The sequence below is a fragment of the Phytobacter cepae genome, assembly GCF_054165735.1.
Genome location: NZ_CM135107.1, coordinates 1,666,190 through 1,688,392 on the forward strand (window position 1 = coordinate 1,666,190; position 22,203 = coordinate 1,688,392).

20 protein-coding genes are annotated in these 22,203 nt (G+C 55.5%); 12 read left to right on the forward strand and 8 right to left on the reverse strand.

Annotated features, from left to right (window positions below; genetic code table 11):
- Positions 1-19: 19 nt before the first annotated feature.
- Positions 20-937, reverse strand: a complete 918-nt coding sequence (gene rbn / locus ACUY4Q_RS07740; protein ID WP_458046466.1) for a ribonuclease BN — start codon at positions 935-937, stop codon at positions 20-22.
- 72 nt (positions 938-1,009) lie between these two features.
- Here rbn and ACUY4Q_RS07745 point away from each other — a divergent pair, with 72 nt between their 5' ends.
- From ACUY4Q_RS07745 to ACUY4Q_RS07785, 9 genes are all read left to right on the forward strand, one after another.
- Positions 1,010-1,471 (forward strand): GNAT family N-acetyltransferase, encoded by a 462-nt coding sequence (locus ACUY4Q_RS07745; protein WP_458046467.1) that lies wholly within the window; start codon positions 1,010-1,012, stop codon positions 1,469-1,471.
- A gap of 53 nt (positions 1,472-1,524) precedes the next feature.
- Positions 1,525-1,827 carry a stress response protein ElaB gene (elaB, locus tag ACUY4Q_RS07750; RefSeq protein WP_458046468.1) on the forward strand — a complete coding sequence of 101 codons (303 nt, stop codon included), beginning with the start codon at positions 1,525-1,527 and terminating at the stop codon, positions 1,825-1,827.
- An 86-nt stretch (positions 1,828-1,913) separates the two neighbouring features.
- A complete protein-coding gene (gene menF, locus ACUY4Q_RS07755) occupies positions 1,914-3,212 on the forward strand; it encodes an isochorismate synthase MenF (RefSeq protein ID WP_458046469.1) in 1,299 nt (432 codons plus the stop codon).
- Between the two features lie 71 nt (positions 3,213-3,283).
- Positions 3,284-4,954, forward strand: coding sequence for a 2-succinyl-5-enolpyruvyl-6-hydroxy-3-cyclohexene-1-carboxylic-acid synthase (gene menD / locus ACUY4Q_RS07760; protein WP_458046470.1), 1,671 nt, complete (start codon positions 3,284-3,286; stop codon positions 4,952-4,954).
- A complete protein-coding gene (menH, locus tag ACUY4Q_RS07765; RefSeq protein WP_458046471.1) occupies positions 4,951-5,712 on the forward strand; it encodes a 2-succinyl-6-hydroxy-2,4-cyclohexadiene-1-carboxylate synthase in 762 nt (253 codons plus the stop codon). Before menD ends, menH begins: the two co-directional genes overlap by 4 nt.
- Before the next feature lie 10 nt (positions 5,713-5,722).
- Positions 5,723-6,580 carry a 1,4-dihydroxy-2-naphthoyl-CoA synthase gene (menB, locus tag ACUY4Q_RS07770; protein WP_458046472.1) on the forward strand — a complete coding sequence of 286 codons (858 nt, stop codon included), beginning with the start codon at positions 5,723-5,725 and terminating at the stop codon, positions 6,578-6,580.
- Positions 6,580-7,545, forward strand: coding sequence for an o-succinylbenzoate synthase (gene menC, locus ACUY4Q_RS07775; protein WP_458046473.1), 966 nt, complete (start codon positions 6,580-6,582; stop codon positions 7,543-7,545). Before menB ends, menC begins: the two co-directional genes overlap by 1 nt.
- A complete protein-coding gene (gene menE / locus ACUY4Q_RS07780; protein WP_458046474.1) occupies positions 7,542-8,909 on the forward strand; it encodes an o-succinylbenzoate--CoA ligase in 1,368 nt (455 codons plus the stop codon). The genes menC and menE overlap by 4 nt, the downstream gene beginning before the upstream one ends.
- Positions 8,910-9,007: 98 nt before the next feature.
- Positions 9,008-9,934 carry an Rpn family recombination-promoting nuclease/putative transposase gene (locus tag ACUY4Q_RS07785; protein WP_458046475.1) on the forward strand — a complete coding sequence of 309 codons (927 nt, stop codon included), beginning with the start codon at positions 9,008-9,010 and terminating at the stop codon, positions 9,932-9,934.
- Between the two features lie 19 nt (positions 9,935-9,953).
- Here the strand turns inward: ACUY4Q_RS07785 and nudI are convergent, their stop codons facing one another.
- A complete protein-coding gene (gene nudI, locus ACUY4Q_RS07790) occupies positions 9,954-10,379 on the reverse strand; it encodes a nucleoside triphosphatase NudI (protein ID WP_458046476.1) in 426 nt (141 codons plus the stop codon).
- Between the two features lie 187 nt (positions 10,380-10,566).
- On the opposite strand from nudI, the gene ACUY4Q_RS07795 reads away from it, so the two are divergent.
- Both ACUY4Q_RS07795 and ACUY4Q_RS07800 read left to right on the forward strand, forming a co-directional pair.
- Positions 10,567-11,109 (forward strand): YfaZ family outer membrane protein, encoded by a 543-nt coding sequence (locus tag ACUY4Q_RS07795; RefSeq protein ID WP_458046477.1) that lies wholly within the window; start codon positions 10,567-10,569, stop codon positions 11,107-11,109.
- Between the two features lie 97 nt (positions 11,110-11,206).
- Positions 11,207-12,406, forward strand: a complete 1,200-nt coding sequence (locus tag ACUY4Q_RS07800; protein WP_458046478.1) for a nicotinamide mononucleotide deamidase-related protein YfaY — start codon at positions 11,207-11,209, stop codon at positions 12,404-12,406.
- A 36-nt stretch (positions 12,407-12,442) separates the two neighbouring features.
- Here the strand turns inward: ACUY4Q_RS07800 and glpC are convergent, their stop codons facing one another.
- The 3 genes from glpC to glpA are packed head-to-tail and all read right to left on the reverse strand — an operon-like array spanning position 12,443 to position 16,498.
- On the reverse strand, positions 12,443-13,633 hold the full coding sequence (gene glpC / locus ACUY4Q_RS07805; RefSeq protein WP_458046479.1) for an anaerobic glycerol-3-phosphate dehydrogenase subunit GlpC: 1,191 nt from the start codon (positions 13,631-13,633) through the stop codon (positions 12,443-12,445).
- Positions 13,630-14,886: a glycerol-3-phosphate dehydrogenase subunit GlpB gene (glpB, locus tag ACUY4Q_RS07810; RefSeq protein ID WP_458046480.1), complete on the reverse strand. Its 1,257-nt coding sequence runs from the start codon at positions 14,884-14,886 to the stop codon at positions 13,630-13,632. Before glpB ends, glpC begins: the two co-directional genes overlap by 4 nt.
- On the reverse strand, positions 14,876-16,498 hold the full coding sequence (gene glpA / locus ACUY4Q_RS07815; protein ID WP_458046481.1) for an anaerobic glycerol-3-phosphate dehydrogenase subunit A: 1,623 nt from the start codon (positions 16,496-16,498) through the stop codon (positions 14,876-14,878). Before glpA ends, glpB begins: the two co-directional genes overlap by 11 nt.
- Before the next feature lie 275 nt (positions 16,499-16,773).
- Between glpA and glpT the strand changes: the two genes are divergently transcribed.
- Positions 16,774-18,126 carry a glycerol-3-phosphate transporter gene (glpT, locus tag ACUY4Q_RS07820; protein WP_458046482.1) on the forward strand — a complete coding sequence of 451 codons (1,353 nt, stop codon included), beginning with the start codon at positions 16,774-16,776 and terminating at the stop codon, positions 18,124-18,126.
- A 29-nt stretch (positions 18,127-18,155) separates the two neighbouring features.
- Here the strand turns inward: glpT and yfaE are convergent, their stop codons facing one another.
- The 3 genes from yfaE to nrdA all read right to left on the reverse strand — a co-directional run bounded on the left by yfaE (position 18,156) and on the right by nrdA (position 21,939).
- The gene (gene yfaE / locus ACUY4Q_RS07825) at positions 18,156-18,410 is read right to left on the reverse strand and encodes a class I ribonucleotide reductase maintenance protein YfaE (protein WP_458046483.1); all 255 of its coding nucleotides are present in this window, start codon (positions 18,408-18,410) and stop codon (positions 18,156-18,158) included.
- Entirely contained in the window at positions 18,410-19,540 is a 1,131-nt protein-coding gene (gene nrdB, locus ACUY4Q_RS07830; RefSeq protein ID WP_458046484.1) for a class Ia ribonucleoside-diphosphate reductase subunit beta, read from the reverse strand. Before nrdB ends, yfaE begins: the two co-directional genes overlap by 1 nt.
- 113 nt (positions 19,541-19,653) lie before the next feature.
- Positions 19,654-21,939: a class 1a ribonucleoside-diphosphate reductase subunit alpha gene (nrdA, locus tag ACUY4Q_RS07835; RefSeq protein ID WP_458046485.1), complete on the reverse strand. Its 2,286-nt coding sequence runs from the start codon at positions 21,937-21,939 to the stop codon at positions 19,654-19,656.
- Positions 21,940-22,203 lie beyond the last annotated feature (264 nt).

Sequence of the window (22,203 nt, forward strand, 5' to 3'; positions counted from 1 at the left end):
TGGAGTGCGCAATATCACATCACAGAGCAACAATTCCAAAATCTTCGGCGAGCAGGGTTTCTGGAAAACATTCACGACACTCATCAAGCAGACGGCGGCTGCCTGCCTCATCGTACCGTGAGCTAAGATGGGTGATAACCAGCCGCCCGACTCCGGCATCCAGCGCCAGCTGCGCTGCCTGACGAGAGGAGCTGTGACCACGGCTGTTGGCTTTCTCCTCCATCGCCCATTCAAGGGTCGCCTCATGCACCATGAGATCCACATTTCGGGCCAGTTCAAGCGCTGCCGGGCAGGGGGCGGTATCGCCAAAAATGGCCAGTTTTTTTCCCGCTACTGCCGGAGCGAGAAAATCCTCACCCTTGATGATGCGTCCGTCTTCAAGGGTGAGGGTTTCGCCGTTTTTGAGTTTCTGGAACACGGGGCCGGGCCTCACGCCCTGGGCAATCAACGCGCGGGCATCCAGCGCACCGGGTTTATCGTGCTCTTCTATGCGATAGCCGTAGCATTCAACCGGATGATTCAGCGCCCAGGCGGTGACTTTGCGTAAACCGTCGTCGAGCACTTGCCCTTCACGAATCTCTTCAATCACCAGCGGATAATCGGTCCAGGAGCCGCTCAGGCGTAGCGCCGTCTCGACAAATTCTTTGATTCCTGTTGGGCCGTAAATGGTCAGCGGCTGTACGTTTCCCGCCATTGAACGGCTGCACAGCAGGCCTGGCAGGCCAAAAAGGTGGTCGCCATGAAGATGGGTGATAAAAATTTTATCCAGCTTGCCGGGGTTAAACGCCGTTCTGAGCATCTGGTGTTGCGTACCCTCACCACAGTCAAACAACCACAGCCCGGCCTGAGTCGGATGCTGCAAATTGAGCAATAGTGCAGTGACGTTACGGTTGCGCGTGGGCACACCGGCAGAGGTGCCTAAAAAAATCAGTTCCACAGGGTATGACGTCCTTTGCGTTCGAAGCGAATGTTTTAGTATAACGAGGTCACACACAATAAGGAGCACATCATGATTCGCTGGCAGGACCTGCATCATTCTGAATTAACCGTGACAGAGCTCTATGCTTTGTTAAAACTGCGCTGCGAAGTCTTTGTGGTTGAGCAGGTCTGTGCCTATCTGGACGTTGACGGCGATGACCTCATTGGCAGTAATCGCCACCTGCTCGGCTGGCAGGACGATCGGCTGGTAGCTTATGCGAGGATTCTGAAAAGTGAGGACGATCTGCAGCCCGTCGTCATAGGTCGGGTGATTGTCAGCCATGCCGTGCGGGGTGAAAAATTAGGCAATCAGCTGATGGAACGCGCCGTCGCCTCTTGCCAGCAATATTGGCCGCAACACGCGCTGTATCTGGGCGCGCAGGCGCATTTGCAACATTTTTACGCCCGTTTTGGGTTTGTGGCAGTCACTGACGTTTACGATGAAGATGGTATTCCACACGTTGGGATGGCGCGTGAGGTAAGCCAGGCGTAACCCGTAAGATTGTCTATAGTTTAGCGGACAGGTTCACAACATGGAGATAACTGATGTCTAATCAATTTTATGATTCACGTATCGATGACGACCTGGCCCTGCTGAGCGAAACGCTGGAAGAAGTCCTGCGCTCGTCGGGCGATCCCGCGGACCAGAAGTATATTGAACTGAAAGCCCGCGCTGAGCAGGCGCTGAATGATGTAAAAAATCGCGTCAGCAATGCGTCAGATACTTACTACTATCGTGCTAAAAAAGCAGTCTACCGTGCCGATGATTATGTCCATGAAAATCCGTGGCATGGTATCGGTGTCGGCGCCTCTGTCGGCCTGGTGTTAGGTCTGTTGTTGCGCCGCTAAGCAAAAAAATCCCCTCCCTCTACGGGGGTACTCCTCATTAAGGCGTACACCCCGTATACTATGTGGTTTTTAAGGGAGGGGGTTGCGTGCTGTCTATTTCTGCTGCGCTGGGACACTTGCTCGACACGTTATCAGGCGACCTTGCGCACTCGCCAGGCTTACAGATTTTTGATGTTCCCTTCGCACTGAATGATGCTTTCGATCCGCTCTCCTGGATGGCCAGCCAGTCCAGTTATCCGCAATTTTACTGGCAACAGCGCAGTGGCGATGAGGAAGCTGCCGCACTGGGCGCCGTTCAACGTTTTGCTTCACTCCCGCTTGCTCAGCAATTCCTTCGTGAACATCCCGAACACCCATTGCGTGTCTGGGGACTCAATGCGTTTAATCCGCAGCAGGGTTTTCTCTTTTTGCCTCGTCTGGAGTGGCGACGGGAGGGAGGGCACGCGACGCTGCGGTTGACCGTGTTAAACAAAGGCTCCGCCTCCGACGACCTGCAAGAGGCCAAAGATTTCCTCGCCTCGTTGGTCAGCACTGTCCCTCTTCCTGGCGTTCATCAACCGCTGCTAGCGCAAACCCATACTCCCGACAAGCCGGGGTGGGAGCGACTGGTCATCGAGGCCACGGAGTCCATTGCACGCGGTGAAATGGAAAAAGTGGTGCTGGCCCGCACGACCGATCACCGTTTCTATCGACCCGTTAATGCTGCCTCGCTGATGGCGGCCAGCCGTCGACTAAATCATCACTGTTACCATTTTTATATGGCCTTTGAGGCGCAGCAGGCATTTTTAGGCTCCACGCCTGAGCGTCTATGGCGTCGACGAGGCACCGCTCTGCGCACTGAAGCGCTGGCCGGAACGGTTACCAGTCATCAGGACGATCGCGAGGCGCAGACCCTCGGCGACTGGCTCATGGCGGACGATAAAAACCAACGGGAAAATATGCTGGTCGTGGAAGATATCTGCCAGCGTTTACAAGGTGCGGTCGCCTCGCTGGAGGTGCTGCCGCCGCAAATCGTCCGGCTACGGAAAGTTCAGCATCTGCGCCGCTGTATCTGGACTGAGCTGGCCGGTGAAGATGACGCTGAGTGCCTGTCATTATTACACCCTACTGCCGCCGTGGCCGGGTTGCCGAGAGCTGCCGCCCGAGCATTCATCGACGATGCCGAACCCTTTGAACGGGAATGGTATGCCGGTTCCGCAGGCTATCTGTCTTTACCGCAGAGTGAATTTTGCGTCGCACTACGTTGTGCAAAGATCGATGGCGATAATGTTCGATTGTATGCAGGGGCGGGGATCGTTGCGGGTTCCGACCCGGCACAGGAGTGGCAGGAAATCGAAAATAAGGCGGCGGGATTGCGATCTTTATTCGTCATGTCGCACGTATAACCGACCCATATCAAAAATCTATTGTTTTCGATTCTTTATACTGAACCGCATTATTGATACCGGACAATTTTATGTCAGTGAGTGCTTTTAACCGACGCTGGGCCGCGGTCATCCTCGAAGCCTTAACACGCCATGGCGTACGCCATGTTTGTATCGCCCCTGGCTCCCGTTCCACGCCTTTGACCCTGGCAGCGGCAGAGAACCCGGCGTTTATTCACCATACGCACTTTGATGAGCGCGGTCTGGGGCACCTGGCACTCGGTCTGGCAAAGGCGAGTCGTTCGCCCGTTGCGGTGATTGTGACGTCCGGCACGGCGGTAGCAAACCTGTATCCGGCAGTGATTGAAGCGAGCCTGACCGGCGAAAGGCTCATTCTGCTCACGGCAGACAGGCCGCCGGAACTGATTGATTGCGGTGCGAATCAGGCGATTCGCCAGCCCGATATTTTTGCCACCCACCCCACACAATCTCTCGCATTGCCGCGACCCTCGCAGGATATTCCTGCCCGCTGGTTGATTTCGGCCATTGATAACCTTGTTGCCTCAGCACAAACCGGCGCGGTACACATCAACAGTCCCTTTGCTGAGCCCCTGTACGGTGAAATGGATGAAACTGGCCTTGCCTGGCAGCAGGCACCGGGCGGCTGGTGGCAGGACGATAAACCCTGGCTACGCGAAGATTTGCATACCGTCAGCGCCCCTCAGCGAGACTGGTTCTTCTGGCGGCAAAAGCGCGGTGTGGTCGTGGCAGGCCGCATGAGTGCCGCCGAAGGCAAGCTGGTTGCCGCCTGGGCTAAAACGCTCGGCTGGCCACTCATTGGTGATGTCCTGTCACAGACCGGGCAACCGTTGCCATGCGCCGATTTATGGTTGGGCAATGCGCGCGCAGTGAGCGAACTGCAGCAGGCGCAAATTGTGGTGCAACTGGGTGGGAGCCTGACGGGCAAACGCCTTTTACAGTGGCAGGCCACCTGCGAACCGGAAGAGTACTGGCTGGTTGACCCGATGCAGGGGCGTCTCGATCCGGCGCACCACCGTGGTCGTCGGCTGACCGCAACGGTTGCTGACTGGCTGGATGCGCACCCTGCGGAAGTGCGCGCGCCCTGGTGTGTTGAACTCCCGCAACTGTCGGCCCAGGCCTGGAATGCGGTGGCAGAGCGCCGGGAACACTTTGGTGAAGCGCAGCTGGCGCACCGACTGGCGAATTATTTGCCAGAGCAGGGGCAATTGTTCCTGGGAAACAGTCTGGTGGTGCGTCTGGTAGATGCATTGGGGAAAATCCCGGCAGGTTATCCCGTTTATAGTAATCGTGGCGCCAGCGGTATTGACGGTCTTCTCTCGACGGCTGCAGGGGTTCAACGCGCAAGCGCACGGCCCACGCTGGCCTTAGTGGGCGATCTCTCCGCCCTTTACGATCTCAACGCGCTGGCCTTATTGCGCCAGGTGTCCGCACCCTTTGTACTGATCGTGGTTAACAACAACGGCGGACAAATTTTCTCCTTACTGCCAACGCCGCAACGCGAGCGTGAACAGTTCTACCTGATGCCACAGAATGTGCACTTTGAGCACGCGGCGGCCATGTTTGAGCTGAAATATCACCGCCCGACCGACTGGCAGGCGCTGGAAAGCGCATTAGCCAACGCCTGGGGGCGACCCGGTACCACGCTGATTGAGCTGGTGGTAGACGATACCGATGGCGCACAAACTTTACAAAGTTTGCTGGCGCAGGTGAGCCAGTTTTGATGCTGCACGCGCAGGTGAAAAATGCCGATGCCACTGGGCCGTGGTGGGTCTTCCTGCACGGCTTCTCTGGCGATGCCCGGGAGTGGCAGGCGGTGGGTGAGCACGTTACGGCGTGCCCGGCACTGTATGTTGATTTACCAGGACATGGTGGTTCGGCCGATGTGGTTGTCTCCTCGTTTACCGAAATGCGCAGCTTACTGCTGAACACTCTAAATAGTTACAACATACATAGATACTGGCTGGTGGGCTACTCACTCGGTGGACGGGTGGCAATGGATTTTGCTTGTCAGCAGCCGCCAGGGATAGGCGGATTGATTGTTGAAGGCGGGCATCCGGGTCTCGGTGATGACGGTGAGCGCCTTCTGCGCCTGACGTCAGACCAACGCTGGGCTGAACGATTTCGTCATGAACCGCTAAGTCAGGTGTTTACTGACTGGTATCAACAGCCCGTTTTTGCCTCACTCCTGCCTTCGCAGCGCGAAGCGCTGGTTGCACTACGCAGCAGGAACAACGGCGAGGCGCTGGCCGCAATGCTGGAAGCCACCTCGCTGGCCATGCAACCCGATTTGCGTGCGGCGCTGCGTCACTGCGCGTTTCCTGTTCATTATTTATGCGGTGAATTTGACGGTAAGTTTCGTGCATTGTCGGCCGAGGTCGCCGCACGCTGTCATGTCATCCCTTACGCCGGGCACAACGCACACCGGGAAAACCCCGACGCCGTTGCCCGGTGCCTTACAAAAATTCTGCGTCTGATATAAAGGGCATATTATGATCTATCCTGATGAAACAATGCTTTATGCACCGATTGACTGGCAGGACTGTTCTGAAGGGTTTAGTGATATTCGCTATCACAAATCCGCGGACGGCATTGCCAAAATCACCATTAATCGTCCCCAGGTGCGTAATGCGTTTCGCCCGCTGACCGTTAAAGAGATGATTCAGGCGCTGTCCGATGCGCGTTACGACGATGATATCGGCGTGATTATTCTGACCGGTGAGGGTGACAAAGCCTTCTGTTCCGGTGGTGACCAGAAGGTGCGTGGTGACTACGGCGGATACAAAGACGACTCCGGCGTGCACCATCTCAACGTGCTCGACTTCCAGCGTCAAATCCGCACCTGCCCAAAACCGGTTATTGCCGCGGTGGCTGGCTACTCTATCGGTGGCGGCCATGTGCTGCACATGATGTGTGACCTGACGATTGCCGCGGAGAACGCCATCTTCGGTCAGACCGGCCCGAAAGTCGGATCGTTTGACGGCGGCTGGGGTGCGTCTTATATGGCCCGTATTGTCGGCCAGAAAAAAGCCCGCGAAATCTGGTTCCTCTGCCGCCAGTACAATGCCAAAGAGGCGCTGGATATGGGGCTGGTCAACACCGTGGTACCGGTGGCTGAACTGGAACGTGAAACCGTGCGCTGGTGTCGTGAAATGCTGCAAAACAGCCCGATGGCGCTGCGCTGCCTGAAAGCGGCACTGAATGCGGACTGCGATGGGCAGGCTGGCCTGCAGGAACTGGCGGGTAATGCCACTATGCTGTTCTACATGACCGAAGAAGGGCAGGAAGGCCGCAACGCGTTTAACGAAAAACGGCAACCTGACTTCAGCAAATTCAAACGGAATCCGTAATGCGACGGGTGCAGGTTTACCGCTGGCAGATACCGATGGATGCGGGGGTGGTGCTGCGTGAGCGGCGGCTGAAAACCCGCGACGGGCTATTTGTGCATCTGCAGGACGCTGGGCAAGAAGGTTGGGGGGAGATTTCACCCCTGCCGGGCTTTAGTCAGGAATCGCTGGAAGAGGCAACGGTCGCGGCGCTTGCCTGGGCAAAAGCCTGGCGAGCCGGGGCCGATCCTCAATTACCGGGTATACCCTCTGCCGATTTCGGTCTCAGCTGTGCGCTGGCGGAACTGCACCATACTCTGCCGCAGGCGGCAAATTATCGCGCTGCGATGCTTTGTACCGGCGATCCGGATGAGCTCATTGTTGCCCTGGCGGCGATGCCGGGCGAAAAAGTGGCAAAAATTAAAGTCGGTTTGTACGAAGCCGTTCGCGACGGGATGGTGGTCAATCTGCTGCTGGAAGCCCTTCCTGCTCTGCGACTGCGTCTGGATGCCAATCGCGCCTGGACACCGTTGAAAGCGCAGCAATTTGCCAAATACGTCAACCCGGCGTATCGCGAACGTATCGCTTTTCTGGAAGAACCCTGCAAAACGCGGGACGATTCACGTGACTTCGCTCTTAACACCGGTATCGCCATCGCCTGGGATGAAAGCCTGCGTGACGCCGACTTTGTCTTTGAAGCGCAAGAGGGGGTGCGGGCCGTGATCGTTAAGCCCACCCTGACCGGGAGCCTGGAGAAAGTTCAGGCTCAGGTTGCGACAGCAAAAGCGTTAGGCCTGGAGGTGGTGATCAGCTCTTCGCTTGAGTCGAGTCTGGGACTGACCCAGCTTGCGCGTATTGCCGGCTGGCTGACGCCGGAAAGCATACCCGGTCTCGATACGCTGAACCTGATGCAGACACAACTGCTGCGCCGCTGGCCCAATTGCCTGCTGCCTTGCCAGGATGTTGACGTGCTGGAGCCCTTATTATGAGCCGCTTCAGCGACTGGCCCTGGCGACACTGGCGTGCAATCTGTGGTGACAGGCCCGCGCTGCGTTTAGGTGACGAGACGCTAAGCTGGCGCGCTTTGTGCACGCGCATTGATGCACTGGCCAGTGGCTTTGCCGGGCAGGGGATAGCTCCCGGCGACGGAGTGATGCTGCGTGGCAAAAATCATCCTGATATGTTGCTATCCTGGCTGGCCTTGCTGCAGTGTGGCGTGCGCGTGCTGCCGGTTAATCCTCAACTTCCTTCTTCATTGCTTGAAGCGCTGCTGCCTTCGCTGACGTTGACGTTCTCGCTAAATCTTGCCGATGACGCACAGTACGCCGGGCTGCAAGCGCTTGAACTTCGCGATGCGGCGGGAGGATATGACGTGGGCTGGCAGCCGGAACGCCTGGCCTCCATGACGCTGACCTCCGGTTCGAGCGGACTCCCCAAAGCCGCGGTTCATACCTGTCGCGCTCATCTGGCAAGTGCTGAAGGTGTACTGGCGCTCATCCCTTTTTCGCCTGAGGATGACTGGTTACTCTCGCTGCCCCTGTACCATGTGTCCGGGCAAGGAATACTCTGGCGCTGGCTGCTGGCGGGCGCGAAAATGACCCTCTCTGATAAGCCGTTGGCCGCAGCGCTGCAGGGCTGTACGCACGCTTCGCTGGTACCTACGCAGCTCTGGCGCTTGTTCAATGACAGTGAATCCATCGCCCTTAAGGCCGTGCTGCTGGGCGGTGCGGCGATCCCGGTCGACCTGACAAACCATGCCAGGGAGCGAGGGATCATGACCTGGTGTGGCTACGGCTTGACGGAGTTTGCCTCTACCGTCTGCGCGAAAGCAGCTGATGGTGAGTCTGATGTGGGTTGCGCTTTGCCAGGGCGTGAAGTGCGCATCGTTAACGGTGAGGTCTGGCTGCGTGCGGCCAGTGCGGCCTCAGGTTACTGGCGGGAGGGGGCTTTATTTCCCATTCTGAACGAAAGCGGCTGGTTCGCCACCCGTGACAGAGGAGAGCTTGTTAACGGTAGCCTGACTATTCTCGGTCGCCTGGATAATCTCTTTTTCAGTGGTGGAGAGGGCGTTCAGCCTGAAGAAGTCGAACGTGTTATTGCCGGGCATCCACAAGTCCGGCAAGTCTTCGTTACGCCAATAAACGATCGTGAATTTGGTCAGCGGCCGGTTGCGGTTGTGGAGGGCAACCCGCTGCTGGATGTCTCCGAGCTTGAATGCTGGTCGCGTCAAAAGCTGGCCCGTTTTCAGCAGCCGGTCAGGTGGTTATCCCTGCCGGAGAATCTGGTTCAGGGTGGCATTAAAATCTCTCGCCGTGCGTTGCAGGATTGGGTCACCACCCAGATGGGACAATGATTTTTTGCGTAGCGCTTTCCATGCTTCCATCGCTTTTCTGTCAGCGCATAATGTGAGTGGTAGTCTCCCTGGACATTCTTGGATTTTCAGGGGCAAAGATGAAACACCGAACAGGGACGTCAGTGCATGATGCGTTATTCAAACGTTTCCTCACGCATAAAGAAACTGCACAGGATTTTTTGGCTATTCACCTGCCTGGACATCTGCGGGCACTGTGCGATCTCAACACGCTAAAGCTTGAATCTGGCAATTTTATTGATGACCACTTACGCGCCTGTTATTCGGATGTCCTGTATTCAGTACGCATGCGTGACCGTCCTGGATACATCTACGCGTTAATTGAACATCAAAGCTCACCGGATAAGCATATGGCTTTTCGTTTATTACGCTATTCCGTGGCAGCGATGCAGCGTCATCTTGATGCTGGCAACACATCGCTACCGTTGGTCATACCGCTTCTTTTTTACCATGGCAATGTGAGTCCTTATCCCTGGTCATTATGCTGGCTGGATGAGTTTGACGATCCTGCTCTTGCCGGTCGGCTTTATCACTCAGCATTTCCGCTGGTGGATGTCACGGTGATACCCGATGAACACATTATGGAGCACAAGCGTATTGCCCTGCTGGAACTGCTGCAAAAGCATATTCGTCAGCGGGATCTGACCCTAATGCTGGACAAACTGGTCACGACTTTATTGCTGGGATACACTACTGAGCATCAGTTAGAGTCGGCCATACACTATTTGCTCAGCAGCGGAAATACGCCCACGCCAGTCGCTTTTCTACGCCAGCTGGCTCTGCGTTCCCCCCAACATAAGGAGACGTTGATGACCATTGCAGATCATCTCGAAGAACGAGGAAGACGAAAAGGGTTTCGTCAGGGACGAAAAGAGGGCCACGATGCAGGACAAAAGGCAGAAGCGCTGCGTATCGCCAGACAGATGTTAAGTCGTGGGATTGAAAAGGCGTTGGTGCTGCAAATAACGGGTCTAAGCGAAACCGAACTGGCGCACATTTCGCACTGAGTGCGCCAGATTTTCCATCTCAGAGCAGGCCTTTTTGCGTGAGCGTCCGTCGGGTAGCGACGTTCAGATCATAGTCAGCCAGATCGGCCGGATTCACCCACGCCCAGTCCTGAAACTCTTCATTAATAGTGACGTCACGGTTAGCGCTGATGCAGTCAAAAATCAGGTAGATCATATAGATTTCCTCTTTACTGCCATCAGCGTACGTTTTTATGCGTAGGTCATCGCTAAACGTCCAGGGGGTGATGGTTTCAAGAATGAGCTTATCGCCTAACTCTTCACGTATCTCTCTTCGCAGCGCCTCTTCTATGCGCTCTCCCGGTTCAACGCCACCGCCCGAAAGTGCCCACTGCCCTGGAAAAACCCCACGGTCATCGGCCATTTTACAGAGCAGATAGTCCCCCCGGTTTTGAATCAGTGGGCACACAATCGTCCTTTGTCTCATTGCATAGTCCTTATTGAAAGAAGGGTATTGGTTATACCATCATCAGGCTCAGGATGCAGTTGATACTGTGAATGGTATAAAAAGCGACGATTGATGTAACAAATCATTTTTAGTTCACTCTTTGCAAAAAAAATGATCGTACAATCAGCGGCTTTGATTGCTTGATACTTTTTGCGCGGAACGTTAAATGAAAAAAATTGCTTATATGGGCGTTGCTGCCCTGCTGCTGGCCTCTGCCGGTGCGAATGCTATTAGCCTGAGCGGCCAGGTTGGCGAGCACTACACGAACCTGGGGGTAGGCATGGGGACCGAGAGCAGCGGCCTGGCCTTAAGCGGCAACTGGGCGCACAGCGATGACGATGGAGACATCGCAGGCGTTGGGCTGGGTTATAACATCCCGCTGGGCCCCTTCATGGGAACCGTTGGGGGCAAAGGTGTCTACCTTAACCCTAACGCCGGCAGTGAAGGTTATGCCGCAGCCGTGGGCGGCGGTCTGGCCTGGCAGGTTAGCGACAGCTTCCGTCTCTTCGGTGAGTATTACTATTCGCCGGATTCGCTTTCCAGCGGCGTGGAAGATTATAAAGAAGCGAATGCCGGGGCACGTTTAACCCTGATTCGCCCGCTGAGTATCGAGGCTGGATACCGCTATGTGGATATGACAGGCAAAGACGGCAAACGTGATAACACCGTTGCTGATGGCCCATACGTAGGTGTAAACGCCAGCTTCTGATTATCCTCTCCGGCGCGGCCTCCGTCGCGCCAGTTTCTTACCTCCTTTCTTCCTCTCATGCGTTATAGTGTTTTGACCTCTATTGCTGGAGAAAATAATGTTAAACGTGGAGATGCTGTCAACCGGTGATGAAGTGCTGCATGGGCAGATTGTCGATACCAACGCAGCCTGGCTGGCAGACTTTTTCTTTAATCAGGGTTTACCCTTAACGCGGCGTAATACCGTTGGCGACAACCTGAATGATTTGATTGCCATTTTGCGTGAACGCAGTGAACACGCTGATATTTTGATTGTTAACGGTGGGTTAGGTCCAACCAGTGATGACCTCAGTGCGCTCGCTGCGGCTAAAGCCAAAGGTGAAGAACTGGTTTTACATGAAGAGTGGCTGGTACAAATGGAGCACTTTTTCAGTGAGCGCGGACGGGTTATGGTGCCGAGCAATCGCAAACAGGCAGAAATTCCAGCGAGTGCAGAGCTGGTGGATAATCCGGTCGGCACCGCCTGTGGCTTTGCCGTGCAGCTAAACCGTTGCCTGATGTTCTTTACCCCAGGTGTGCCCTCAGAGTTCAAAGTGATGGTGGAGAAAGAAATTCTGCCTCGCCTGCGCGCTCGGTTCACGCTCCCGGAACCGCCGGTTTGCCTGCGACTGACCACGTTTGGTCGTTCTGAAAGCGATCTGGCGCAAAATCTGGCGCATCTGTCGTTGCCGGAAGGTGTGGTGATGGGCTATCGCTCATCGATGCCTATTATTGAGCTCAAGCTTACCGGTCCGGCAGAGCATAAACAGGCAATGGAGGCTATCTGGCCGGAAGTCCAGCGGGTCGCGGGTGAAAGCCTGATTTTTGAAGGCACGGTAGGCCTGCCTGCTTTGCTTGCGCAAAAGCTGCGCGAGCGCCAGCTCAGCCTGACGCTGAGCGAGCAGTTCACGGGCGGTCTGGTGGCACTGCAACTGTCCCGTGCGGGGGCGCCATTGCTGGTCAGCGAAGTGTTACCGTCGCAGGACGAAGCTTTGTTACAGGCGGCGCGCTGGGCGGCAGGTCTGCGAAACCGCCACCTGGCCGGGCTTGCTCTGACCGTCACCGGGCTGGAAGAGGAGTTCCTGAACTTTGCGCTGGCGACGCCGGAAGGCACGCATGCGCTACGGGTAAAATTCAACACCACCCGATACAGTCTGGCGGTCCGTCAGGAGGTGTGTGCGATGATGGCGTTAAATATTTTACGCCGCTGGCTGAACGGTAGAGATCTTGCCAGCGATCACGGCTGGATCAATGTCGTCGAGTCGTTAACCGTCGAATAAGTGCATTCCCTCCCGTGGTCGGGAGGGTTCTTCCTTCTAACGCAGCGCCTGCGCCAGCAGGGTGAAAGGGTGTTCGCAGCGTTTGCTGGTGGACATCTCAATCTGCCATTTACAGGTTTCGCAGTCACTGATCACCAGGTCCGCACCGCTCTCCTCTATCTGTCGGAACAACGGCTCACCAATAGCCTGTGAGGTGGGGTAGTTTTCACTCTTAAAGCCATAGGTGCCCGCAATACCGCAGCAGCGCGAGTCCAGTACCGTCAATTCCAGCCCAGGGATGCGTCGCAGCAGATCAAGGGTGTAATGCGTCCAGCCCATTTTCTCCATATGACAAGGGGTGTGATAGACCACTTTTAGCGGCAGTTCGCGTAACGGTAACGCGGCCCCTTCCGCCAGTTTTCGCCACACCCAGCGGGTAGCCAGATCGATATGCGCGCGCAGGTGCTGGTTATCCACATCCAGCACGTGTGGATATTCATCGCGCAGCGTAAAGGTACAGGTTGTTGACGTCGCAATGACCTGCAACCCATCTTCATTCACCTTCTGCTCAATGGCCCGTAAATTAACGTTGGCCTGTTTTTTGGCTTTTTCGATATAGCCGTTAGCGATGAGCGGCACGCCGCAGCATTTTTCCTGGTGCAGCAGTTGTACACCAATGCCCATGGCATTGAGTACCTTCAGCATGTCTTTGCCCAGTTGGGGATTGTTGTAATTCACGTAGCAACCGTGAAAAAACGCCACCTGCTGAGTGAAGTTTTTCTGTTGCTCGGCGACGGAACGGTACCAACGGCGGAACGTGCCGCTTGAATATTTCGGCAGCGTGCGGCGATGGTCAATTTTGAGCGCCGCGTCCAGCAACTGACGCACTGGCTTGAGTCCGGTTGCGGCATTAATCAATGGCGCAAAGGGCGTTGAGATCGAGCCCATAAAATCGGTATGGCTGAGAATGGCATTGCGTAACGAGCGGCTTTGGGGAGGATGCTGTGCCCTGGCGCGCTGGATAAGATCACCGATTTTAACGCCGGATGGGCAGGCCGTTTCGCAGCGTTTGCAGTTGGTGCAATATTTTAACGCTTCGTCGAACAACGCCGGATCTTTGAGCCGCAGGCGTTCACCATCCGGCCCTGACTGTTTCGGGCCCGGATAATGCGGATTCACAGCACTGACCGGGCAGACCGTGGTACAGGCGGTACATTTAATGCAGCTTTCAAATTGAGTGGTTATCATTTGCTCTCTCCTGACGCGCCAATCCGATCGGCAGCAAACAGCGCCGTCGTGGCGCATACGCCGCCACCGCACCCTTGCGCCACGGCATCAAAGCCCCCTAAAACGGAACCGATGACATAGAGATTCTCGATAGGCACGCCGCCACGTTGCGCACGGAACTGGCGATCGGTTATCACGCCAAATTGCTGCCAGGGTTGTGCAGCGAATACATCGTCCCGATACCAGTGTTCGCGCCCTTCGCTCTGCAATACATCAAGGCCAAAAACGGCTTCGCGTACGCCGGTGCGTTCGGCTATCAGCCCATTGCTGAAGAAACTGCCGCTGGCAAGCACGACATGTTTCGGCGTTAACGGAATGTCTTCGTGCTTGCGTGTCCAGACGTGGGTGACTCGCCCCCCTGCAATATCGGCATTCACGACTTCGTCTCCGGGCATCCAGGTCCCACCGAGACGTACAAAGCGCTGTTGCAAAAGGGTCTGCATGCGCGTGCCGGGTACCGAAGGGGGCAGCGTCGGCAGGAGGAAAAGGGGGCAGGAGAGTTGCTGATTGAGTTGCGCAAAAACTTCACTGTTTACCAGACCAAAACAGGCAGGAAAATAAAGGATGTCGTAGCGGCGACTTAATGGCAAAAGTGCGCGATAGAGTGCAGAAAAGTTTTCCGGTTTGTCCAGCACCCGGGCGATGTTTACCGCCCGGAATTCACTCGGGTTGTCGCGCAAGGCGTCGAGAACGGGCAGCTCAATCTCTTCAGCACTGACATTCACGCCACGCTTTCTCAGTGATGCCGCCGCCAGCGCTGGCTGGAAGTCGAGAAAACCGCTAATACCCACAATGCCAATCGTTTTGCTGGCATCGGGTTTATGTGGAACCTCGGTTGGGCTAAGCCACGCCTGACGAAAAGTGCCTAACGGCGTCACGCGCTGATGCGGTGTGTCCACATGGCCTTGCGCGGCAAAGCCGCACTCTGCCAGCAGGTTCTGTACCAGCAGAGCGTAGTGACGGACGCGTTCGACGCCGAGCAGGGCATACGGATGCGGGCTTTGCATCGCTTGTAGCGCAGCAATGCCGGTGTCCAGACTGTTCACTGGCTCGCCGTTTGGCAGATGCGAGAGCAGGTCGAGTGAGCCGGAAGAAAAACTGAGCGCGCTCTGCCCACGGCTGACAATCGCGCAGCGCTGACCCTGTTCCTGTAAACGAATACCGCAGAGTAATCCAGCCAGGCCGCCACCAATAATGACCGTATCAAAGTTCATGCTCAGACTCCTTTTCCAGCCCGCACAGCCCCTGGTAGACCCAGCGGGTGAATTCGCTTTCGCGCAGCGCATCGCCCCAGGCGACGGGTTTTATCCCTTTCCAGCGTTCATTGAGAAAGGCTGAAAGCTGATCGATGGACTGGGCTTCGGTGGTCACTCGCAGGCTGGCAAGTAACCCCGCCGCGCGGCAGGCGCATAATTCCCCCTGACAGGTCCCCATCCCCACGCGTGTGCGCCGGCGTAAATCCAGCAGCGAATTCACGTTGAGATTTTCCACTGCATACTGAACCTCGCCAGCGGTTACCGCTTCACACTCGCAGACCAGACTGCGGTTGTGGCGATGGCTTCCCAGCCAGTCCGGGGTACGATCCCCGTGACGATAAACGGCCGAACCGCGCAGCGGCACGGGCAGGGAGATGATTTTTTGCAGCGTCTGCTCCGTCGGCTGCTGAGAGCCCGGCAGGGGCGTAGTGGCGGTGGTGCAGGACGCGCTGTGGTTCAGCTTGCGACACACTGCGTCGGTTGCCCACTCTGCCATCAGGCGGTAGGTCATCAGTTTGCCGCCGGTGATGGTAATGAACCCCTCCATACCGTCTCGTTCTGCATGGTCGAGCAGGACAATGCCGCGGCTGACGTTACGCCCGGTCGGATCATCGTCACTGGCGACCAATGGACGCACACCCGCATAGGCGCGCAGCACGCGCGTTTGCGCCATACGCGGGGCCAGTTTTTCCCCTTCACGAAGGAGAATCTCGACCTCCTCGGGGGTGACACGCGTGTTATCAATGTCGTTGTAATCAATGTGGGTAGAGGTGGTGCCAATCAGAGAAATGGTGTCGCCAGGCACCAGGATGTCGGCATCGGCAGGCTTACGGCAGCGGTTAATCACCTGCTGATTGATACGATGATCGAGAATGAGCAGTGCGCCTTTCGCCGGGAACATGCGAATGCGGAGATCGGCGTATTCCGCGATATGTTGCCCCCAAATGCCGGCGGCGTTCACCACCACGGGGGCATGTAATGCATATTTTTCCCGCGACTGGGGGTGAAGCAACTGCACACCGCTCACCCGGTCGCCCTGGCGAATCAGGCCACATACGGCATGCCCGGTTAATATCACTGCACCGTGTTCGCGCGCATCAAGCATATTACTGGCGGTCAGGCGAAAGGGGTCGACGGTGCCGTCTGGAACGCGTACCGCGCCGATGAGCGCCGGGTTTACGGTTGGCTCAATGCGTAGCGCTTCTTCAGGTGTCATCGCCTGCGCAGAGATGCCCGCTTTCTGGCAGGCAGCAATAAAGTGTTGCTGCCAGGCCAGATCGTCCTCCGGCAGAGTAATGAACAGCCCGCCGGTCGGCTCAATACAGTGACGGGCGATACGCTTGAGGATCTGGTTTTCGGCGATGCATTCCCGCGCTGATTCATTATCGGTCACCGCGTAGCGTGCGCCACTGTGCAGTAGCCCGTGATTGCGGCCCGTCGCGCCAGTGGCGATATCATGCCGTTCGACCAGCGCAACCCGCAGCCCCCTTAGTGAGCAGTCGCGCGCAATCCCTGCCCCGGTTGCTCCCCCGCCAATAATGATGACATCGAAGTCAGTCGCATTGCTCATCGTCATGTCCTTCCATAGCGAAATTATTTTTATTATTTAGCCACACTGTCACTGTGGTTTGTTTGATATCGCGCATATTCGAACAAAAAACGAAAGCGGGAAGGGTGTTTGATGCGTGAAACTGGAGCTTTGTCATAATTCTGTAACATAAAATGCGACAGTTGGTTTTTTCTTATTAGACTTTCCTTAATATTGCGGCCAGAGAAACACACTGTAGTTTCGTTTTCACTCATAGCAGCCATAAATCATGAAAAACATACGCCACGGAGGCTTAGATGCTGAGTATTTTTAGACCGGAACCCCATCGGGCGCGCGTTCCATCCGACCAGGTCGATCCCCTTTACCGCCGTCTGCGCTGGCAGATTTTTCTGGGCATTTTCTTCGGCTATGCCGCTTACTATCTGGTGCGCAAGAACTTTGCCCTGGCGATGCCCTATCTGGTGGAGCAGGGGTTCTCGCGCGGCGATTTAGGTTTTGCGCTGTCCGGCATTTCTATTGCCTATGGATTTTCGAAATTCATCATGGGCTCGGTGTCGGATCGTTCGAATCCGCGCGTGTTTCTCCCGGCCGGCTTGATCCTCGCTGCGGCAGTCATGCTGTTTATGGGCTTTGTGCCCTGGGCGACCTCCAGCATTGCAGTGATGTTCGTCCTGCTGTTCCTGTGCGGCTGGTTCCAGGGGATGGGGTGGCCGCCATGCGGGCGCACCATGGTGCACTGGTGGTCGCAGAAGGAGCGTGGCGGCATCGTCTCAGTCTGGAACTGCGCGCATAACGTGGGGGGCGGGATTCCACCGCTGCTGTTCCTGCTCGGCATGGCCTGGTTTAACGACTGGCGGGCGGCGCTCTATATGCCAGCGTTCGGCGCCATTATCGTGGCGCTCTTTGCCTTCGCTATGATGCGCGACACGCCGCAATCCTGCGGCTTGCCGCCGATTGAAGAGTATAAGAACGACTATCCGGATGATTACAGCGAGAAGGCTGAAGAGGAGCTGACGGCGAAGCAAATCTTCATGCAGTACGTCTTCCCGAACCGTCTGCTGTGGTATATCGCTATCGCTAACGTGTTCGTTTACTTACTGCGTTACGGCATTCTGGACTGGTCACCGACCTACCTGAAAGAGGTGAAACATTTCGCGCTGGATAAGTCTTCATGGGCCTATTTCCTGTATGAATATGCCGGGATCCCTGGGACCTTAATCTGCGGCTGGATGTCGGACAAAGTCTTCCGTGGCAACCGTGGGGCAACCGGGGTCTTCTTTATGACGCTGGTGACCATCGCCACCATTGTCTACTGGCTTAATCCGGCTGGTAATCCTGGCGTCGATATGGCCTGTATGATCGTTATCGGCTTCCTGATTTACGGTCCGGTAATGTTGATTGGCCTGCACGCCCTTGAACTGGCACCGAAAAAAGCCGCCGGCACCGCTGCGGGCTTTACCGGTCTGTTTGGGTACCTTGGCGGGTCAGTGGCCGCCAGTGCGATTGTCGGGTATACCGTTGATTTCTTCGGCTGGGATGGCGGCTTTATGGTGATGATCGGCGGCAGCATTCTGGCGGTGTTACTGCTGATTGTGGTGATGATCGGCGAACGTAAACATCATGCCGAGATCGCGGCGAAGCGTCAGTAAAGCAATAAAAAAGGGCCGTAAGGCCCTTTTTACATTTCAATCTCAATATCCCCTTTTGCCCTGCAACAACAGGGCAAAATCTCATCGGGCTGGATAAATGCCAGCGGCTCGGTCAGCCAGTCAACCTGGCCTGAGACCAGTCGGCAGCGGCAGGAGCCACAGTAGCCTTCCCGACATTGATACTCCACCGTTACCCGATGCGATTCGAGTGCCACCAGCAGAGAAGGGTGCTCTTCCTGGCACATCAACTGCGTGCCAGTCAGACGCAAGGTTACGCGTGTCATCAGAGCTGGAAGTTGCTCAGGTCGTCAGTGTCGACTTCAGAGTCGATCTGACCGACCAGATAGGAGCTCACTTCCACTTCCTGTGGGGCAACCTGCACGTTGTCAGACACCAGCCAGGTGTTGATCCACGGAATCGGGTTAGAGCGGGTCTGGAACGGCAGATCCAGGCCGACTGCCTGCATGCGGATATTGGTGATGTACTCAATATACTGCCACAGGATGTCTTTATTCAGACCGATCATGGAGCCGTCGCGGAACAGGTACTCAGCCCACTCTTTCTCCTGAACGGCTGCCAGCACAAACAGGTCATAGCACTCTTGTTTGCACTCTTCGGCAATTTCCGCCATCTCCGGGTCATCGACGCCAGAACGCAGCAGATTGAGCATATGCTGCGTGCCGGTCAGATGCAGGGCTTCATCACGTGCAATCAAACGGATGATTTTGGCATTGCCTTCCATCAGTTCGCGTTCGGCGAAGGCAAAGGAGCAGGCAAAGCTGACGTAAAAACGGATCGCTTCCAGCGCGTTGACGCTCATCAGGCACAGATAAAGCTGCTTTTTCAATGCTCGCAGGCTAACGGTGACGGTTTTGCCATTAACGGTGTGGGTGCCTTCACCCAGCAGATGCCAGTAGCTGGTCATCTCGATCAGGGCGTCATAGTAGTGAGCAATCCCTTCCGCACGTTTCTGAATCTGCTCGTTGGTGACGATGTCGTCAAACACAAGAGAGGGATCGTTAACGATGTTACGGATGATGTGCGTATAAGAGCGGGAATGGATCGTCTCGGAAAACGCCCAGGTTTCAACCCAGGTTTCCAGCTCAGGAATTGAGATCAGCGGCAGCAGCGCCACGTTCGGGCTACGCCCCTGAATGGAGTCCAGCAGCGTCTGATATTTCAGGTTACTGATGAAAATATGTTTTTCGTGATCCGGCAGAGCCTGATAATCGATGCGGTCGCGGGAAACATCCACTTCTTCCGGACGCCAGAAAAAGGAGAGTTGCTTTTCGATCAGCTTTTCGAAGATGTCATATTTTTGCTGATCGTAGCGCGCCACGTTCACCGGCTGACCGAAGAACATCGGTTCCAGCAGCTGGTTATTTTTCGTCTGTGAAAAAGTGGTATAGGCCATTCGGTGTGAGTCCTTTGTGGGATGAGCGCCGGATGACGGTGCAAGCACCTTATCCGGCCTACAAGCCGTGCAATCGTTGGCCGGGTAAGCGTAGCGCCACCCGGCATCGTTCATCAAATCTTACATGCGCCGCTTTCGCAGCCATCATCCTGAATCGACGGAGCCAGATCGTCCTGCGCATCTTCAGCACCGTCACGGGTGTTCTGATAGTACAGAGTTTTCACGCCGAATTTGTAGGCGGTGAGCAAGTCTTTAAGCAACTGCTGCATCGGCACTTTTCCGGACGGGAAGCGTGTCGGATCGTAGTTGGTGTTGGCAGAGATCGACTGATCGATAAATTTCTGCATGATGCCAACCAGTTGCAGGTAGCCATCGTTGTTTGGCATTTCCCACAGCAGCTCATAGTTGTTTTTCAGCAGCTCATAGTCCGGCACAACCTGACGCAGGATGCCGTCTTTTGACGCTTTGATGCTGACATGACCGCGCGGCGGCTCAATGCCGTTGGTGGCGTTGGAGATCTGCGAAGAGGTCTCGGACGGCATCAGGGCAGAGAGGGTTGAGTTGCGCAGACCGTGCGTTTTCACGGATTCACGCAGTGCTTCCCAGTCATAGTGCAGCGGCTCGCTGGTGATCGCATCCAGGTCTTTCTTATAGGTGTCGATCGGCAGAATGCCTTTCGCGTAAGTGGTTTCATTGAACCACGGGCAGGCACCTTGCTCTTTCGCCAGTTCGTTAGAGGCTTTCAGCAGGTAATACTGAATGGCTTCAAAGGTCTGGTGAGTCAGGTTGTTGGCGCTGCCATCGGAGTAACGCTTGCCGTTCTTCGCCAGCCAGTAGGCGTAGTTGATAACACCAATACCCAGAGTACGACGACCCATTGCACCGCGTTTGGCAGCCAGGATCGGGTAATCCTGATAATCCAACAGGGCATCCAGTGCACGCACCGCCAGCACGGCCAGATCTTCCAGCTCATTGAGGTTTGAAATGGCACCCAGGTTAAATGCTGAGAGGGTGCACAGTGCGATTTCACCGTTTTCATCGTTCACGTCGTTCAGCGGTTTGGTCGGCAGAGCGATTTCCAGACACAGGTTAGACTGACGCACCGGCGCAACCACCGGATCGAACGGGCTGTGGGTGTTGCAATGGTCGACGTTCTGAATGTAGATGCGGCCGGTAGACGCACGCTCTTGCATCATCAGAGAGAACAGTTCCACAGCTTTAACACGCTGCTTACGGATGCTGTCGTCTTTTTCATATTGGGTGTACAGACGTTCGAATTCATCCTGATCGGCGAAGAACGCATCGTACAGGCCCGGTACGTCAGATGGGCTGAACAGGGTGATCTCTTCGCCTTTGAGCAGACGGGTGTACATCAGTTTGTTGATCTGTACGCCGTAGTCCATGTGACGAACGCGGTTGCCTTCAACGCCACGGTTGTTTTTCAGTACCAGCAGGCTTTCTACTTCCAGATGCCACATCGGGTAGAAGAGGGTGGCGGCACCGCCGCGTACTCCGCCCTGCGAGCAGGACTTCACTGCGGTCTGGAAGTGTTTGTAGAACGGAATACAACCGGTATGGAACGCTTCACCGCCGCGGATCGGGCTGCCCAGTGCGCGAATGCGACCGGCGTTGATGCCGATGCCTGCACGCTGGGAGACATATTTCACAATGGCGCTGGAGGTGGCGTTAATCGAATCCAGGCTGTCGCCGCACTCGATCAGAACGCAGGAGCTGAACTGACGGGTCGGGGTACGCACACCGGACATGATGGGCGTCGGCAGTGAGATTTTGAACAGGGAGACCGCATCGTAAAAGCGCTTAACGTAGTCCAGGCGGGTCTCGCGCGGATAGCCGGAGAACAAGCAGGCGGCGACCAGCATGTACAGGAACTGCGCGCTTTCATAGATTTCACCGGTCACACGGTTCTGGACCAGATACTTACCTTCGAGCTGTTTGACCGCCGCGTAGGAGAAGTTCATGTCACGCCAGTGGTCGATAAACCCGTCCATCTGCTTGAACTCTTCTTCCGTGTAGTCTTCCAGCAGATGCGTGTCGTATTTGCCCAGCTCAACCATTTTGACGACGTGATCATAGAGCGCAGGCGGTTCAAACTGACCGTACGCTTTTTTACGCAGGTGGAAAATGGCCAGACGGGCGGCGAGATACTGGTAATCCGGCGCGTCACGAGAAATGAGGTCCGCAGCGGCTTTAATAATGGTCTCATGGATATCAGAGGTCTTGATACCGTCGTAAAACTGGATGTGGGAACGCAATTCCACCTGGGAGATAGACACGTTGGTCAGTCCCTCTGCCGCCCAATCCAGCACCCGATGAATTTTGTCGAGATTGATGCGTTCAGTGGCGCCATCGCGCTTTGTCACCAGTAGACTCTGATTCATGTGAAATTTACCTGTCCGTGAAGAGAAATATCCCCCATTTATCCACAGTTCAGCCTTGTGACTAACTCTGTGGATAAATACTATATATAGGGGGTTTTAGATAAGAGAAACGCTATATGGTGAGTATTCTAGTAAGGATTCTTTTGAGTACAAGAGTTGATTTTGACGTTAAATTCAGGTTGCAGAAGGGTAATAAACCCTAAGTCCTCGTATCATAAGGCCTGGCGAGGATGTCAATATTCGATAAAAAAAAATGAAATTTTG